This is a genomic window from Burkholderia sp. MSMB0856 (assembly GCF_001524645.2).
Taxonomy (GTDB): domain Bacteria; phylum Pseudomonadota; class Gammaproteobacteria; order Burkholderiales; family Burkholderiaceae; genus Burkholderia; species Burkholderia diffusa.
In genome coordinates, this window is the sequence record NZ_CP013427.1 from 352,052 (window position 1) to 366,187 (window position 14,136).

Below are 14,136 nucleotides of genomic sequence, written 5' to 3' on the forward strand. Positions count from 1 at the left end.
ATCCGGAAACCTTTCGTTTTGTAATAATTCTTGGAAATTGTCATATCATGTCGCCCGACCGGCCGCGTTCGCGCGGCCGCCGCATTTGACTGACCCCATTTACAAGGACTCTGAATGGAAGCATTCGTGCATGGGCTGATCGACGCCGTCAACGGCGTGCTGTGGAATTACGTGCTGATCGCGCTGCTGCTCGGCGCCGGCGCGTGGTTCACGTTGCGGTTCCGGATGATCCAGCTGAAGGCGCTGCTCCTCAGCATCAAGCTGGTCGGCAGCAAGGGCGAGCCGGGCAGCATCTCGTCGTTCCAGGCGTTCGCGACCGGCCTCGCGAGCCGCGTGGGCACCGGCAACATCGCCGGTGTCGCGGTCGCGCTGACGGTCGGCGGGCCGGGCGCGATCTTCTGGATGTGGATGACGGCGCTCGTCGGGATGTCGTCGGCGTTCGTCGAGGCGACGCTCGCGCAGATCTTCAAGGTGTCGCATCCGGACGGCAGCTATCGCGGCGGCCCCGCGTACTACATCCAGACGGGCCTGCGCTCGCGCGGCTTCGGCGTGCTGTTCTCGCTGTCGCTGATCCTCGCGTTCGGCTTCGTGTTCAACGCGGTGCAGGCCAATGCGATCGCCGATGCGTTCCATACGTCGTTCGGCTGGAGCCGCGAGACGGTCGGCCTCGGCCTCGTGCTGCTCACCGCGCCGCTCATCTTCGGCGGGATTCGCCGCATCGCGTCGGTCGCGCAGGTGATCGTGCCGGTGATGGCGATCGGCTACCTCGCGCTGGCCGTCTACGCGGTCGCGACGCACGTCGCGCTGGTGCCGGGCGTGATCGCGCTGATCGTAAAGAGCGCGTTCGGGCTCGAGCAGGCGGCAGGCGGCCTGACCGGCTATGCGGTCAGCCAGGCGGTCGCGATGGGCGTGAAGCGCGGATTGTTCTCGAACGAGGCCGGCATGGGTAGCGCGCCGAACGCGGCCGCGACCGCGAGCGTGCGGCATCCGGTCGTGCAGGGGCTGATCCAGATGCTCGGCGTGTTCGTCGACACGATCGTCATCTGCAGCGCGACCGCGTTCGTGATCCTGCTGTCGGGCCAGTACGAACTCGGCACCGGCATGGAGGGCGCGGCGCTCACGCAGCGCGCGATCGCGAGCCACGTCGGCGACTGGGGCGGCATCTACATGGCCGTTGCGATCTTCTTCTTCGCGTACTCGTCGGTGATCGGCAATTACGCCTACGCGGAAGGCAACGTCGACTTCATCACGAAGCGGCGCGGCGTGCTGCCGCTGTTCCGCATCGCGGTGCTCGGCATGGTGATGTTCGGCAGCGTCGGGCAACTGCCACTCGTATGGGCGATGGCCGATACGAGCATGGGGCTGATGGCGATCATCAACCTGGTCGCGATCCTCGCGCTCGGCAAGTATGCGCATGCCGCGTGGCGCGACTATCGCCGCCAGCGCGCGGAGGGCATTGCCGATCCGGTGTTCACGCGCAACACGATTCCCGAGCTCGCGCGCGTGCTGCCGGCCGACGTGTGGGGCGAGCACGGCCCGCTGCTGCAGCGTCCGGTGTCGGCCGATGCGGTGGCCGAGGCGCGCGTGGCGGTGCGCGAGTCATGAACGGCGACCGGCTCCGTGCGTTCGTCGCGCTGATGCCCGATGCGGCATCGCGCGACGCGCTGCACGCGCTGCCGGTCACCCGAGGCGCGCGGCGCACGCTGCCCGCGCAACTGCACGTGACGCTCGCGTTCATCGGCGCGATCGAACGCGCGCGTTGCGACGCGCTGGCCGCACGCCTGCCGGCGCTCGCGGCCGCGCATGCGCTGCCGTTGCAGCCGGTCGAGCGGATTGCTTGGTGGCCGAGCCTGCCGCGCGCGAGACTGATCGTCGCGGAACTCGCGCCCGATCCCGCCTGTGCGGCGCTGAATGCCGACTTGTCCGCGCTGCTGCTCGAACTGGGCGTGCCGGCCGACCGACGGCCGTTCAGGCCGCACGTCACGCTCGCGCGGCTGCCGCGCGACGCGGACGGGCAGCCCGCGCACGGCGGTGCGACCGGGCGGCCGGTCGCGCTGCGTTTCGTCGCGCTGACGTTATTTGAAAGCCGGCTGTCGCACGACGGCGTGTCGCATGTGCCGATCGTGTCGGTGCCCGTCAGGCGGGCGTAGCGGGAAGGCGGGCGGGACGAGGAAGAGAACAAGGCCGGCGCGGTATGCGCCGGCCTTTTTGTTTCGGTTACGCGGCGACTTTGTCGCTGTCGTTCACGCGTTCGACGTTGATCGTGCCGACGTGGAACGCGGCCAGCGATTCGCGATGCGCGATGCTGACGATCGCGGCTTTCGGCAGCCGTTCGGCGAGCAGGTGATAGAGCCGCGCTTCGTTGTCGGCGTCGAGCGCGCTCGTCGCTTCGTCGAGGAACAGGAAGTCGGGCTTGTGCAGCAGCACGCGCGCGCCGGCCAGACGCTGCTGTTCGCCCGGCGACAGCACGCGCGTCCAGTGGCCGGTCTCGTCGAGGCGGCCGACATAGTCTTCCAGGCGGCACGCGCGCAGCGCGTCGCGGCACGCGTCGTCGGTGAATGCGTCGGGCGCGGCCGGATAGGTGAGCGCGGCCTTCAGCGTGCCGATCGGCAAGTAGCTGGTTTGCGGCACGAACATCATCCGTGCGCCGACCGGCGCGTCGATCGCCCCGTCGCCGAACGGCCACAGGCCCGCGAGCGCGCGCATGAACGTGCTCTTGCCGGAACCCGACTTGCCGACCACGAGCCAGCGCGAGCCGGGCTCGATCGTCACGTTGCCGATGTTCGCGAGCGCGTTGCCGTTCGGCAGCGCGAGCTTCAGCGACGACGTCGACAGCTTCGCGGCATCGACGTAGTGCAGGTTGATGCCGCCGTGCTCGGTCGCGGGCGACAGGCTTTCCTTCAGGTGCGACGTGCCCATCACACGCTTGAATTCACGCAGACGGTTGACGGTCGCGCGCCATTCGACGAGGGTCGAGTAACTGTTGATGAACCACGAGAACGAATCGCTGACGGTGCCGAACGCGGACGCAATCTGCATCAGCACGCCGAACGAGAACGCGCCCGCGAAATAGCGCGGCGCCGCGACGACGAGCGGAAAGATGATCGCGATCTGACTGTAGAAGGCCGTGACGAACGTGAGGCGCTTCGTGTACTTCATCACGCGCCACCAGTTGTCGCGAATGCGCGTGAACAGCGTCTGCGCGGTGCCGATCTCGGTTTTCTCGCCGTCGTAGAACGCGATCTGCTCGGCGTTCTCGCGCACGCGGATCAAGCCGAAGCGGAAGTCGGCCTCGACGCGCTGTTGCTGGTAGTTGATCGACACGAGCGGGTGGCCGACCTTCTGGATGATCAGCGAGCCGACCACCGCATACAGCGCGGCCGCCCAAACCATGTACCCGGGAATCGCGACAGGCGTCGCGCCGAGCGTGATCGTCAGCGCGCCCGCGAGCGACCACAGGATCGTGATGAACGACACGAGCGTGACGACCGTCGACAGCAGGTCGAGCGACAACGTGAGCGTGGCCGTCGCGAACGACTGGAGGTCGTCGGTGATCCGCTGGTCGGGGTTGTCGGCGAGGCGGTCGCGCTCGATCCGATAGAACGCGCGATCGCCGAGCCATTGGCCGAGGAAGCGATCGGTGAGCCACTGGCGCCAGCGGAACCCGAGCATCTGGCGCAGATAGCGGCCGTAGACGGCAAGGATGATGAATGCGAACGCGAATGCCGAGAACTGCATCAGCAGACCGGGGAAGTCTTGAACGTTCTTCGACTGCAGCGCGTTGTAGAACCCCACGTTCCACTTGTTCAGCTTGACGTTGATCCAGACCACGCAGAGATTGATCGCGATGATCGTGACCAGCAGCCCCCACGCGATTTTCCATTCGGACGACACCCAGTAGGGCTTGATGAGGCTCCACGCGGATACCGGGCGCTCGTCCTGCGGCGCGTCGGAGGCGGAGCGGACGGGATCGATCGATTGGGTCATGTGCTTCCTGATGAGTAGCCGGCGCGCGGACCGGGCGGAGCCGGACGCGCACCGCGATACGGTATGCCGGGACGGGGTGCCGACTGACGGCGGGCGTCCGGATGGTGGCCCGCGCGTCTTAAACGGCACTTAAGGCCGGCGGTGACGCGGCAACCGGCCGCTCGCGCGGCCAGCCTGCGGGCATTGTGCCAGAGCGGCGCGACGCGACGGCGAATTTGCCGCAAGGGGGACAGTTTGCGGCGCTTTCCGCTTTTATGGTCTAATGGCCGACGACGAAACAGGGGTGCTTCGAGCGCGGCCGACGGACAGTTCCGGGCGACGCGGCGAGGCTGAGAAAGACCCTTCGCACCCGATCCGGGTAATACCGGCGAGGGAAGTTTCTGATCCCGCCGGGCCGCGCTGGCTGCCATCCCACATGGTCAGCGCCCGAGTCCCGCCCGGCCGGCCTTTGCTGCCGGTTTCGTCCTTTTGGGTACGCGCGTTGCGCGTTACGGAAGGAATGATGACCGCTCAATCTTCAGTCTTTTGCGCTGTTCCCGATCCGCTGTCGCGTGCGTCCGCACGGGACGGTGCGCGCGCGTCGACGTTCGTCGCACGCGCTCGCGCGGTTCGCGAGGAGGGCGCGCGATGAACCTCCACGCTTCCCGGCCCGATTTCGCGGTACTCGGCGGCGGCCTCGTCGGCCGTCTGATCGCATGGCGGCTTGCGGGCGACGGGCATCGCGTCGCGCTGTACGAGCGCGGCGGCCCGGACGGCGAGCAGTCGGCCGCGTGGGTCGCGGCCGCGATGCTCGCGCCGCTCGCCGAGGCGGCGAGCGCCGAGCTGCTGATCACCGAGCTCGGCGCGGCATCGCTCGCGCGCTGGCCGCAATGGCTCCCGGAACTGCCCGAACCGGTGTTCTTCCAGCAGCACGGCACGCTCGTCGTCTGGCATCACGCGGATCGCGCCGAGGCGCCGCTGTTCGAGCGGCGCGTGCGCGCGAACGCGCCGGCCGAGCTGTTCGACGGTGGCTTCGTCGCGCTGGCCGGCGCGCAGGTCGACGCGGCCGAGCCCGCGCTCGCGGGGCGCTTCGCGCGCGGCCTGATGCTGCCGCGCGAGGGGCAGCTCGACAATCGGCAGGCGCTGCGCGCACTCGCGGCGGGCCTCGCGCAACGCGGCGTCGAGCTGCACTGGCACGCGACGATCGACGACGCGAACCGGCCCGACGCGCATTTCACGATCGATTGCCGCGGGCTCGGCGCGAAATCCGCGCTGCCCGCGCTGCGCGGCATCCGCGGCGAAGTCGCGCGCGTGCACGCGCCGGGCATCGGGCTCACGCGGCCCGTGCGGCTGCTGCATCCGCGCTATCCCCTTTACATCGCGCCGAAACAGGACGACCTGTACGTGATCGGCGCGACCGAAGTGGAGGGCGAGGACATGTCGCCCGTCAGCGTGCGCTCGGCGCTCGAACTGCTGAGCGCGGCGTTTTCCGTGCACCCGGCGTTCGGCGAGGCGCGCATCCTCGAACTGAACGCGCAATGCCGCCCGACGTTACCCGATCACCGCCCGGCGGTGATCTGGGACGGCGCGACGACGCTGGCCGTCAACGGCCTGTACCGGCACGGCTTCATGATCGCGCCGGAAGTCGCGCACGCGGCGGTTGCGTTCGCGCAAGCCGCGCTCGGCGGTGCATTCGCCGATGCCGACGCGTTCGCCGCGTGGCGCGACGCCGCGCGCTGGCCGACGCTCCTTCATCACCGCGACGACGCGCGCCAGCCGGCCTGACGCGCGCCGCCGACCGAATTCGATCAAGCCTCATGGATATCCAGATCAACCAACAGACGCTGACGCTGCCCGACGGCGCGACGGTGGCCGACGCGCTCGCCGCGTACGGCGCGCGTCCGCCGTACGCGGTCGCGCTGAACGGCAATTTCGTCGCGCGCACGCAGCATGCGGCGCGCGCGCTCGCGACGGGCGACAAGCTCGACGTCGTGCACCCCGTCGCGGGCGGCTGAGCGCCGCCGGTTCGCCCTCCGCTCTTCCAGGAAAACGACATGACGTCCCTCACTTCCGCCGACGCGCTGACGCTGTACGGCGAAACCTTCGCAAGCCGCGTGCTGCTCGGCACGTCGCGCTACCCGTCGCTGCAGTCGCTGTCCGATTCGATTGCCGCGTCGCGCCCCGGGATGGTGACGGTCGCGCTGCGCCGCCAGATGACCGGCGGCACCGCCGAGGCCGGCTTCTTCGATCTGCTCAAGCGTCACGCGGTGCCGCTGTTGCCGAACACGGCCGGCTGCCAGACCGTCGCCGAAGCGGTGACGACCGCGCACATGGCGCGCGAGGTCTTCGATACCGACTGGATCAAGCTCGAGCTGATCGGCGACGACTACACGCTGCAGCCCGACCCGGTCGGGCTGATCGAGGCGGCCGCGCAACTGGTCAAGGACGGCTTCAAGGTGCTGCCGTACTGCACCGAGGATCTCGTGATCGGCAGGCGTCTGCTCGACGTCGGTTGCGAGGCGCTGATGCCGTGGGGCGCGCCGATCGGCACGGGCAAGGGCGTCGTGAATCCGTATGGGCTGCGCGTGCTGCGCGAGCGGCTGCCGGACGTGCCGCTGATCGTCGACGCCGGGCTCGGTGTGCCGTCGCACGCATGCCAGGTGATGGAGTGGGGCTTCGACGGCGTGCTGCTGAACACGGCCGTGTCGCAGGCCACGCATCCGGAAATCATGGCGCGTGCGTTCGCGCAAGGCGTCGAGGCCGGCCGTGCGGCCTATCTCGCCGGGCCGATGGATGCGCGCGAGACTGCGCACGCGAGCACGCCGGTCGTCGGGATGCCGTTCTGGCACCAGGACGGGGGCGGCGCATGAGCGTGCGCTTCGCCGATGCATTCTGGCCGCCGGCCGACGAGCTGGCCGAAGCGGCCGAGCGGATTCGCGCCCGCCTGGGCGACTGGCCGACCGGCACGACGCCGTGGCGGCTGTGCGTCGCGGCGCCCGACGTGCCGGCCGACGGCGACGTGCTGATCGTGTCGGCCGGCGATCGTGCCGCGCAGGCGCGCGCGTCGGCTGCGTCGCGCCCCGCGTCGCCGGACGCGGTCGCGATCGGGTTCGACGAACACGGCGCGGTGCTGCACGCCGCGGGCGTGCGCCACGCGCTGGAAGCCGCGCATCCGCTCGCCGACGACTGGATCGCGGCGCTCGCGGCGTTCCTCGATTGCGGCTTCGCGCCGATCGACGCGCTGGTGCTCGCGCTCGCGTGGCGCGACGGCGACGAAGCGCGCGGGGCCGATGCGTGGCCGGTCGATGCCGCGCGGTTCCCGCGCGTCGCCGGCCTGGCCTCGGCACCCGAGCCCGCATTCCCGCCGTGCCCGATGCAACTTGGCCTTTATCCGGTCGTCCCCGACGCCGAATGGGTCGAACGCGTGCTCGAGTGCGGCGTGCGAACCGTGCAGCTGCGCGTGAAAGGCGCGGATCCGGACGCGCTGCGCCGGGAAGTCGCGCGGGCGGTCGCGGCGGGGCGCCGTTATCCCGATGCGCGCGTGTTCATCAACGATCACTGGCAGATCGCGATAGAAGAGGGCGCGTACGGCGTACATCTGGGTCAGGAGGACCTGGAAACGGCCGATCTGGCCGCGATCGCGCGCGCCGGCCTGCGGCTCGGGCTGTCGAGTCACGGTTATTACGAGATGTTGCGCGCGTTGCACGAGCGCCCGAGCTATCTGGCGCTCGGCCCCGTGCACGCGACCGCGACCAAGGCGGTCGCGGCGCCGCCGCAAGGCCTCGCGCGGATTGCCCGCTATGCGCGCTTCGCGGGCGCGCGGGCGCCGCTCGTCGCGATCGGCGGCGTGGGGCTCGACGCGTTGCCGGACGTGCTGGCGACGGGCGTCGGCAGCGTCGCGGTGGTCAGCGCGGTCACGGGCGCAGACGATTATCGGGCGGCGATTGTTGCGTTGCAGCAATGTTTTGCCCGACAATTTGACAATCATTGACCGCAGGGCCCGGAACGGCGTCACGACATCATTCCAATGCAGGCCCTATAATTCGGCGTTCTGCGTAAAAGGACTGTCAGCTCCGTGAGCCCCACTCCTACCGAGACACTGCTGGAACTTCGCGACGTCGACTTTGGCTACGGCGACCGCCTCGTCCTGTCGAACCTGAACATGCGCTTCGGGCGCGGCCAGGTCGTCGCCGTCATGGGCGGGTCGGGTTGCGGCAAGACGACCGTGCTGCGCCTGATCGGCGGCCTGGTGCGCGCACGCCGCGGCCAGGTGCTGTTCGACGGCGCCGACGTCGGCGCGCAGACGCGCGACGGCCTGTACGCGCTGCGCCGCAAGATGGGCATGCTGTTCCAGTTCGGCGCACTGTTCACCGACATGTCGGTGTTCGAGAACGTCGCGTTCGCGCTGCGCGAACACACCGACCTGCCCGAAGACCTGATCCGCGACCTGGTGCTGATGAAGCTCAACGCGGTCGGCCTGCGCGGCGCGCGCGACCTGATGCCGTCCGAGGTTTCCGGCGGGATGGCGCGCCGCATCGCGCTCGCGCGCGCGATCGCGCTCGACCCGCAGCTCATCATGTACGACGAACCGTTCGCGGGCCTCGATCCGATCTCGCTCGGCATCACGGCGAACCTGATCCGCACGCTGAACGAGGCGCTCGGCGCAACGTCGATCCTCGTCACGCACGACGTGCCGGAATCGTTCGCGATCGCCGACTACGTGTATTTTCTGGCCAATGGCGGCGTGCTCGCGCAGGGCACGCCCGACGAGCTGCGCGCGTCGACCGACCCGAGCGTGCGCCAGTTCATCGACGGCGCGCCGGACGGCCCGTTCAAATTTCATTACACGAGCCCGCCGCTGGCTGCGGATTTCGGGCTCGGCGGAGGGCGCGCATGATCAGCGCGATCGGACGTTACGTCATCGGCGGCCTCGAGCGCGCGGGCTACGGCACGCGGCTGTTCGTGCGCCTCGTGCTGGAATTCTTTCCGCTGCTGCGCCGGCCGCGGCTGGTCACGAAGCAGATCCACTTCCTCGGCAACTATTCGTTCGTGATCATTGCCGTGTCGGGCCTGTTCGTCGGCTTCGTGCTCGGCCTGCAGGGCTATTACACGCTGAATCGCTACGGGTCCGAGCAGGCGCTCGGCCTGCTGGTCGCGCTGTCGCTGGTGCGCGAGCTCGGCCCGGTCGTGACCGCGCTGCTGTTCGCGGGCCGCGCGGGCACGTCGCTCACGGCCGAGATCGGCCTGATGAAGGCCGGCGAGCAGCTCACCGCGCTCGAGATGATGGCCGTCGATCCGCTCAAGACGGTGATCGCGCCGCGCCTGTGGGCCGGCATCATCGCGATGCCGCTGCTCACCGCGATCTTCAACGCGGTCGGCGTGCTCGGCGGTTATTTCGTCGGGGTCGTGCTGATCGGCGTCGACCCGGGCGCGTTCTGGTCACAGATGCAGGGCGGGGTCGAAGTGTGGGCCGACGTCGGCAACGGCGTGATCAAGAGCATCGTGTTCGGGTTCGCCGTGACCTTCATTGCACTGTTTCAGGGGTATGAAGCGAAGCCCACGCCCGAGGGCGTGTCGCGCGCGACGACCAAGACGGTCGTGTTCGCGTCGCTCGCCGTACTCGGCCTCGATTTCCTGCTGACCGCGCTGATGTTCAGCTAAGCCTCAGCCAAGCCAAATTTTGGGATGACGATGAAAAAGACTGCTCTCGACTTCTGGGTCGGCCTGTTCGTGGTGGTGGGCTTCCTTGCGGTGCTGTTCCTGGCGCTCAAGGTCGGCAACATGAGCTCGCTGTCGTTTCAGCCGACCTACTCGGTGAGGATGAAATTCGACAACATCGGCGGGCTGAAGCCGCGCGCCGCCGTGAAGAGCTCCGGCGTCGTGGTCGGCCGCGTGAAGTCGATCGCCTTCGACACCAACACCTACCAGGCGCTGGTGACGATCGATATCGACGGCCAGTATCCGTTCCCGAAGGATTCGTCGGCGAAGATCCTGACGTCGGGCCTGCTCGGCGAGCAGTACATCGGCCTCGATCCGGGCGGCGACACCGAAATGCTGAAGGCGGGCGATACGATCACGATGACGCAGTCGGCGATCGTGCTCGAGAACCTGATCGGCCAGTTCCTGTACAGCAAGGCAGCCGACGCGGGTGGCGCGAAGCCGGCATCGGGGGCCTCGGCCGCGCCGGCCGCGCCCGCGCCGGTCGCGGTGCCGGCCTCTGCGGTGTCCGGTTCGACCGCCCAATAACCACACGAGAGAAAGACAAGAGGGTAATGACCATGCAGACGATCCGCATCAGGCACGCCGCGCTCGCGGTGGCGGCAGTCGCCGCGTTGAGCGGTTGCGCGACCGTGCAGACGCCGACCAAGGGCGATCCGCTCGAAGGCTTCAACCGGTCGATGTACAAGTTCAACGACACGGTCGACACGTACGCGCTGAAACCGGTCGCGAAGGGCTACCAGTACGTGGTGCCGCAGCCGGTGCGCGACAGCGTGACGAACTTCTTCTCGAACATCGGCGACGTCTACATCGCCGCGAACAACATCGTGCAGTTGCGAATCGCGGACGGCGTCGGCGACATCATGCGCGTCGTGATCAACACGGTGTTCGGCGTCGGCGGCCTGTTCGACGTCGCGACGATCGCGAAACTGCCGAAGCACACGGCCGACTTCGGGATCACGATGGGCCGCTACGGCATGCCGTCGGGCCCGTATCTCGTGCTGCCGCTGCTCGGACCGAGCACGCTGCGCGACACGGCAGGCCTCGGCGTCGACTACGTGGGCAATCCGCTCACCTACGTGAAGCCGGACAGCCTGAGCTGGGGCCTGTTCGGCGTGAACCTCGTCAACACGCGTGCGAACCTGCTCGGCGCGGGCGACGTGCTGGATGCCGCGGCGCTCGACAAGTATTCGTTCGTGCGCAACGCGTACCTGCAGCGCCGCCAGATGCTGATCGACAACGCGCGCGGCGAGGCCTCGACGGCGTCGAGCAACGACGCGCTGCCGAAGTACGACCTGCCGGACGACGGCGCGGCACCGGCGGCAGCCGGCGCGGCGGGAACGGCGGGTGCGGCCGCGATCGGCGGCGCGACGGCGCCGGCCGGCGCATCGGGTGCGGCCGTTGCCGCACCGGCGTCGGGCAGTGCCGAAGCACCGAACCCGGCCAGCGCGACGAACGTGCCGGCAATGCAGATGACGCCGCCCGCTCCGGGCGGGATTCGTTTCCCGAGCATCAAGCTGCACTGACCCATTTACATTCGTTACAGCCGGAAACGATTGAGTCGGTGGCGCACGCGAACTTGCGCGTAAGCTACCGGCTCCAACCTACGCATCGACTCTTCATGCAGGTCACTATGATGAAAAAACTGTTCCTGATCCCCGTTTTCGCGGCGCTGTTCTCGTTCGGCAGCGCAGCTCACGCGCAAGTCGACCAGTCGAACCCGCAGGCGCTGATCAAGACGGCGACGCAGCAGGTCCTCGACGAGGTCAAGCAGCAGACGATCAAGCAGGGCGACACCAACCGCATCATTACGATCGTCAACAAGGACATCCTGCCGTACACCGATTTCCGCCGCACCACGCAGCTCGCGATGGGTCGCAACTGGCGTACGGCATCGGCCGAGCAGCAGCAACAGGTTCAGGAGCAGTTCAAGCTGCTGCTGATCCGCACGTATTCGGGCGCGCTTGCGCAGCTGAAGCCGGACCAGCAGATCCAGTACCCGCCGTTCCGCGCTGATCCGGCCGACACCGACGTGGTCGTGAAGACGGTCGCGATGAACAACGGCCAGCCGGTCCAGATCGACTATCGCCTGTACAAGTCGGCGAATGGCTGGAAGGTGTATGACCTGAACGTGCTCGGCGCGTGGCTGATCCAGACGTACCAACAGCAGTTCAACGAGAAGATCCAGCAAAGCGGCGTGGACGGCCTGATCCAGTTCCTGACGCAGCGCAACCAGCAACTTGCCGCCGGCAAGCAGGCGTCGTGAGCAGCTTCGAAGCAGGCTCTTCGCTGACCGTCGCGAGCGCGAAGTCCGCGCTCGCGGACGGTCTTGCGCGCATCGGCGCCGGCGCGACCGCCGTCGATTGCTCGGCGCTGACGCAGTTCGACTCGTCCGCGCTCGCCGTGCTGCTCGCATGGCAACGTGCCGCCAAAGCGCGCGGCGCGACCCTCGACCTCCTCAATCTCCCGCAGAAGCTCGCCAGCCTCGCGCGCGCCTACGGCGTCGACGCGCTCATCGACGGCACCGGGCGACATTGACCCTGTCCGACCGAAGCCTGCCGCGCCAGCCGGCGCGCGCACGCTTCAGGCCGCGCGCCTCCTGCGTCGGCCCCACCAGCCGGTTTGCCCTATAATCAAGCGTTTTGCGGGGCAGCCAATCGGCGTCCGGCCCCCATTTTCTTTCGCAGCAAGCACAGAATAGGCGTCGCGGCCCTTGCGCCGCGCACAGTCATGTCAGCCATAGAAATCCGTCACGTCAAGAAGCGCTACAAATCGCTTCAGGCGCTCAAGGGCGTCAGCCTGTCGGTCGAGGAAGGCGAGTTTTTCGGTCTGCTCGGCCCGAACGGCGCAGGCAAGACCACGCTCATCAGTATCCTCGCCGGGCTTGCCCGGGCCGATGAAGGCAGTATCTCGGTGCGCGGCCACGACGTCGTCAAGGACTTCCGCGATGCGCGCCGCGCGCTCGGCGTCGTGCCGCAGGAACTCGTGTTCGACCCGTTCTTCACCGTCCGCGAGACGCTGCGGATCCAGTCCGGCTATTTCGGGCTGCGCCACAACGACGACTGGATCGACGAAGTGATGGCCAATCTCGACCTCACCGAGAAGGCCGACGCGAACATGCGCGCGCTGTCGGGCGGGATGAAGCGCCGCGTGCTGGTCGCGCAGGCGCTCGTGCACCGGCCGCCCGTGATCGTGCTCGACGAGCCGACTGCCGGCGTCGACGTCGAACTGCGCCAGACGCTGTGGCAATTCATCTCGCGGCTGAACCGCGAGGGCCACACGATCGTCCTGACCACCCATTACCTGGAAGAAGCCGAGTCGCTGTGCGACCGCATCGCGATGCTGCGTCGCGGCGAAGTCGTCGCGCTCGATCGCACCGACGCGCTGCTGCGCCGCTTCGCGGGCCTGCAGCTGTACCTGCGGTTCTCGACCGGCGCGCTGCCCGCCGAGCTGCGCGGGCTGGAGACCGATCCGGCCGCGCGCGCGCCGGGCGAGCATCTGCTGCGTCTCACGAGCTACGACGATGTCGAGCGCATCCTCGCGCAGTGTCGCGCGGCCGGCTGCACGTTCGACGAGATCGAGGTCCGCAAGGCCGACCTCGAGGATGTGTTCGTCCAGGTGATGAACGGGGCCGAGGTCATCGAGGGTCTGGCATGAGCGGTTTTCAAACGCTGTTCTACAAGGAACTCCTGCGCTTCTGGAAAGTGTCGTTCCAGACGGTGTGCGCGCCGATCGTGACGGCGCTGCTGTACCTGACGATCTTCGGCCATGCGCTGTCGGGCCGCGTCGAGGTGTATCCGGGCGTCGAGTACGTGAGTTTTCTCGTGCCGGGCCTCGTGATGATGAGCGTGCTGCAGAACGCGTTCGCGAACAGCTCGTCGTCGCTGATCCAGTCGAAGATCACCGGCAACCTCGTGTTCGTGCTGCTGCCGCCGTTGTCCTACAGGGACATCTTCGGCGCATACGTCCTTGCGTCCGTCGTGCGCGGGCTCGCGGTCGGCACGGGCGTGTTCGTCGTGACGATCTGGTTTATCCCGATGCATTTCGCGGCGCCGTTGTTCATCATCTCGTTCGCGCTGCTCGGCTCGGCGATCCTCGGCACGCTCGGGCTGATCGCCGGCATCTGGGCCGAGAAGTTCGACCAGCTCGCCGCGTTTCAGAACTTCCTGATCATGCCGCTGACGTTCCTGTCCGGCGTGTTCTATTCGACGCACTCGCTGCCGCCCGTGTGGCGCGAGATCTCGCGTCTCAACCCGTTTTTCTACATGATCGACGGCTTCCGTTACGGGTTCTTCGGCGCGTCCGACATCAACCCGCTCACGAGCCTCGCGATCGTCACCGGTTTCTTCGTGCTGCTCGCGATGTTCGCGATGCGGCTGCTCGCGACCGGCTACAAACTGCGTCATTGATATCGACGGCGGCGGCCGCCACGGGCGGCGCGCGCCGACAGGA

At 68.0% G+C, this 14,136-nt stretch carries 15 protein-coding genes and 1 riboswitch; of the genes, 14 read left to right on the forward strand and 1 reads right to left on the reverse strand.

The window, feature by feature from the left end; genetic code table 11:
• Window positions 1-114 precede the first annotated feature (114 nt).
• Entirely contained in the window at window positions 115-1,605 is a 1,491-nt protein-coding gene (locus tag WS87_RS02650; RefSeq protein ID WP_059820884.1) for an alanine/glycine:cation symporter family protein, read from the forward strand.
• Window positions 1,602-2,150, forward strand: a complete 549-nt coding sequence (gene thpR / locus WS87_RS02655; RefSeq protein ID WP_059820885.1) for an RNA 2',3'-cyclic phosphodiesterase — start codon at window positions 1,602-1,604, stop codon at window positions 2,148-2,150. The genes WS87_RS02650 and thpR overlap by 4 nt, the downstream gene beginning before the upstream one ends.
• Before the next feature lie 67 nt (window positions 2,151-2,217).
• Here the strand turns inward: thpR and WS87_RS02660 are convergent, their stop codons facing one another.
• A complete protein-coding gene (locus WS87_RS02660; protein ID WP_059535620.1) occupies window positions 2,218-3,987 on the reverse strand; it encodes an ABC transporter ATP-binding protein/permease in 1,770 nt (589 codons plus the stop codon).
• A gap of 269 nt (window positions 3,988-4,256) precedes the next feature.
• Window positions 4,257-4,380, forward strand: a riboswitch (TPP riboswitch).
• A 234-nt stretch (window positions 4,381-4,614) separates the two neighbouring features.
• Between WS87_RS02660 and WS87_RS02665 the strand changes: the two genes are divergently transcribed.
• From WS87_RS02665 to WS87_RS02720, 12 genes are all read left to right on the forward strand, one after another.
• Window positions 4,615-5,751, forward strand: coding sequence for an FAD-dependent oxidoreductase (locus WS87_RS02665; protein ID WP_059820886.1), 1,137 nt, complete (start codon window positions 4,615-4,617; stop codon window positions 5,749-5,751).
• 32 nt (window positions 5,752-5,783) lie between these two features.
• Window positions 5,784-5,981, forward strand: a complete 198-nt coding sequence (gene thiS, locus WS87_RS02670) for a sulfur carrier protein ThiS (RefSeq protein WP_014898319.1) — start codon at window positions 5,784-5,786, stop codon at window positions 5,979-5,981.
• Between the two features lie 39 nt (window positions 5,982-6,020).
• Window positions 6,021-6,836 carry a thiazole synthase gene (locus WS87_RS02675; protein WP_039322226.1) on the forward strand — a complete coding sequence of 272 codons (816 nt, stop codon included), beginning with the start codon at window positions 6,021-6,023 and terminating at the stop codon, window positions 6,834-6,836.
• Window positions 6,833-7,957: a thiamine phosphate synthase gene (gene thiE, locus WS87_RS02680; RefSeq protein ID WP_082750779.1), complete on the forward strand. Its 1,125-nt coding sequence runs from the start codon at window positions 6,833-6,835 to the stop codon at window positions 7,955-7,957. Before WS87_RS02675 ends, thiE begins: the two co-directional genes overlap by 4 nt.
• A gap of 84 nt (window positions 7,958-8,041) precedes the next feature.
• Window positions 8,042-8,863: an ABC transporter ATP-binding protein gene (locus tag WS87_RS02685; RefSeq protein WP_059535623.1), complete on the forward strand. Its 822-nt coding sequence runs from the start codon at window positions 8,042-8,044 to the stop codon at window positions 8,861-8,863.
• Window positions 8,860-9,627 (forward strand): lipid asymmetry maintenance ABC transporter permease subunit MlaE, encoded by a 768-nt coding sequence (mlaE, locus tag WS87_RS02690; RefSeq protein ID WP_059535625.1) that lies wholly within the window; start codon window positions 8,860-8,862, stop codon window positions 9,625-9,627. The genes WS87_RS02685 and mlaE overlap by 4 nt, the downstream gene beginning before the upstream one ends.
• A 24-nt stretch (window positions 9,628-9,651) precedes the next feature.
• Window positions 9,652-10,212: an outer membrane lipid asymmetry maintenance protein MlaD gene (gene mlaD, locus WS87_RS02695; protein ID WP_059820887.1), complete on the forward strand. Its 561-nt coding sequence runs from the start codon at window positions 9,652-9,654 to the stop codon at window positions 10,210-10,212.
• A gap of 32 nt (window positions 10,213-10,244) precedes the next feature.
• Window positions 10,245-11,210, forward strand: a complete 966-nt coding sequence (locus WS87_RS02700; RefSeq protein WP_059820888.1) for an MlaA family lipoprotein — start codon at window positions 10,245-10,247, stop codon at window positions 11,208-11,210.
• 110 nt (window positions 11,211-11,320) lie between these two features.
• A complete protein-coding gene (locus WS87_RS02705; protein WP_059535680.1) occupies window positions 11,321-11,950 on the forward strand; it encodes an MlaC/ttg2D family ABC transporter substrate-binding protein in 630 nt (209 codons plus the stop codon).
• The gene (locus WS87_RS02710; RefSeq protein ID WP_059820889.1) at window positions 11,947-12,222 is read left to right on the forward strand and encodes an STAS domain-containing protein; all 276 of its coding nucleotides are present in this window, start codon (window positions 11,947-11,949) and stop codon (window positions 12,220-12,222) included. The genes WS87_RS02705 and WS87_RS02710 overlap by 4 nt, the downstream gene beginning before the upstream one ends.
• 192 nt (window positions 12,223-12,414) lie before the next feature.
• The gene (locus WS87_RS02715; RefSeq protein WP_059535631.1) at window positions 12,415-13,341 is read left to right on the forward strand and encodes an ABC transporter ATP-binding protein; all 927 of its coding nucleotides are present in this window, start codon (window positions 12,415-12,417) and stop codon (window positions 13,339-13,341) included.
• On the forward strand, window positions 13,338-14,093 hold the full coding sequence (locus WS87_RS02720) for an ABC transporter permease (RefSeq protein ID WP_059820890.1): 756 nt from the start codon (window positions 13,338-13,340) through the stop codon (window positions 14,091-14,093). Before WS87_RS02715 ends, WS87_RS02720 begins: the two co-directional genes overlap by 4 nt.
• Window positions 14,094-14,136 lie beyond the last annotated feature (43 nt).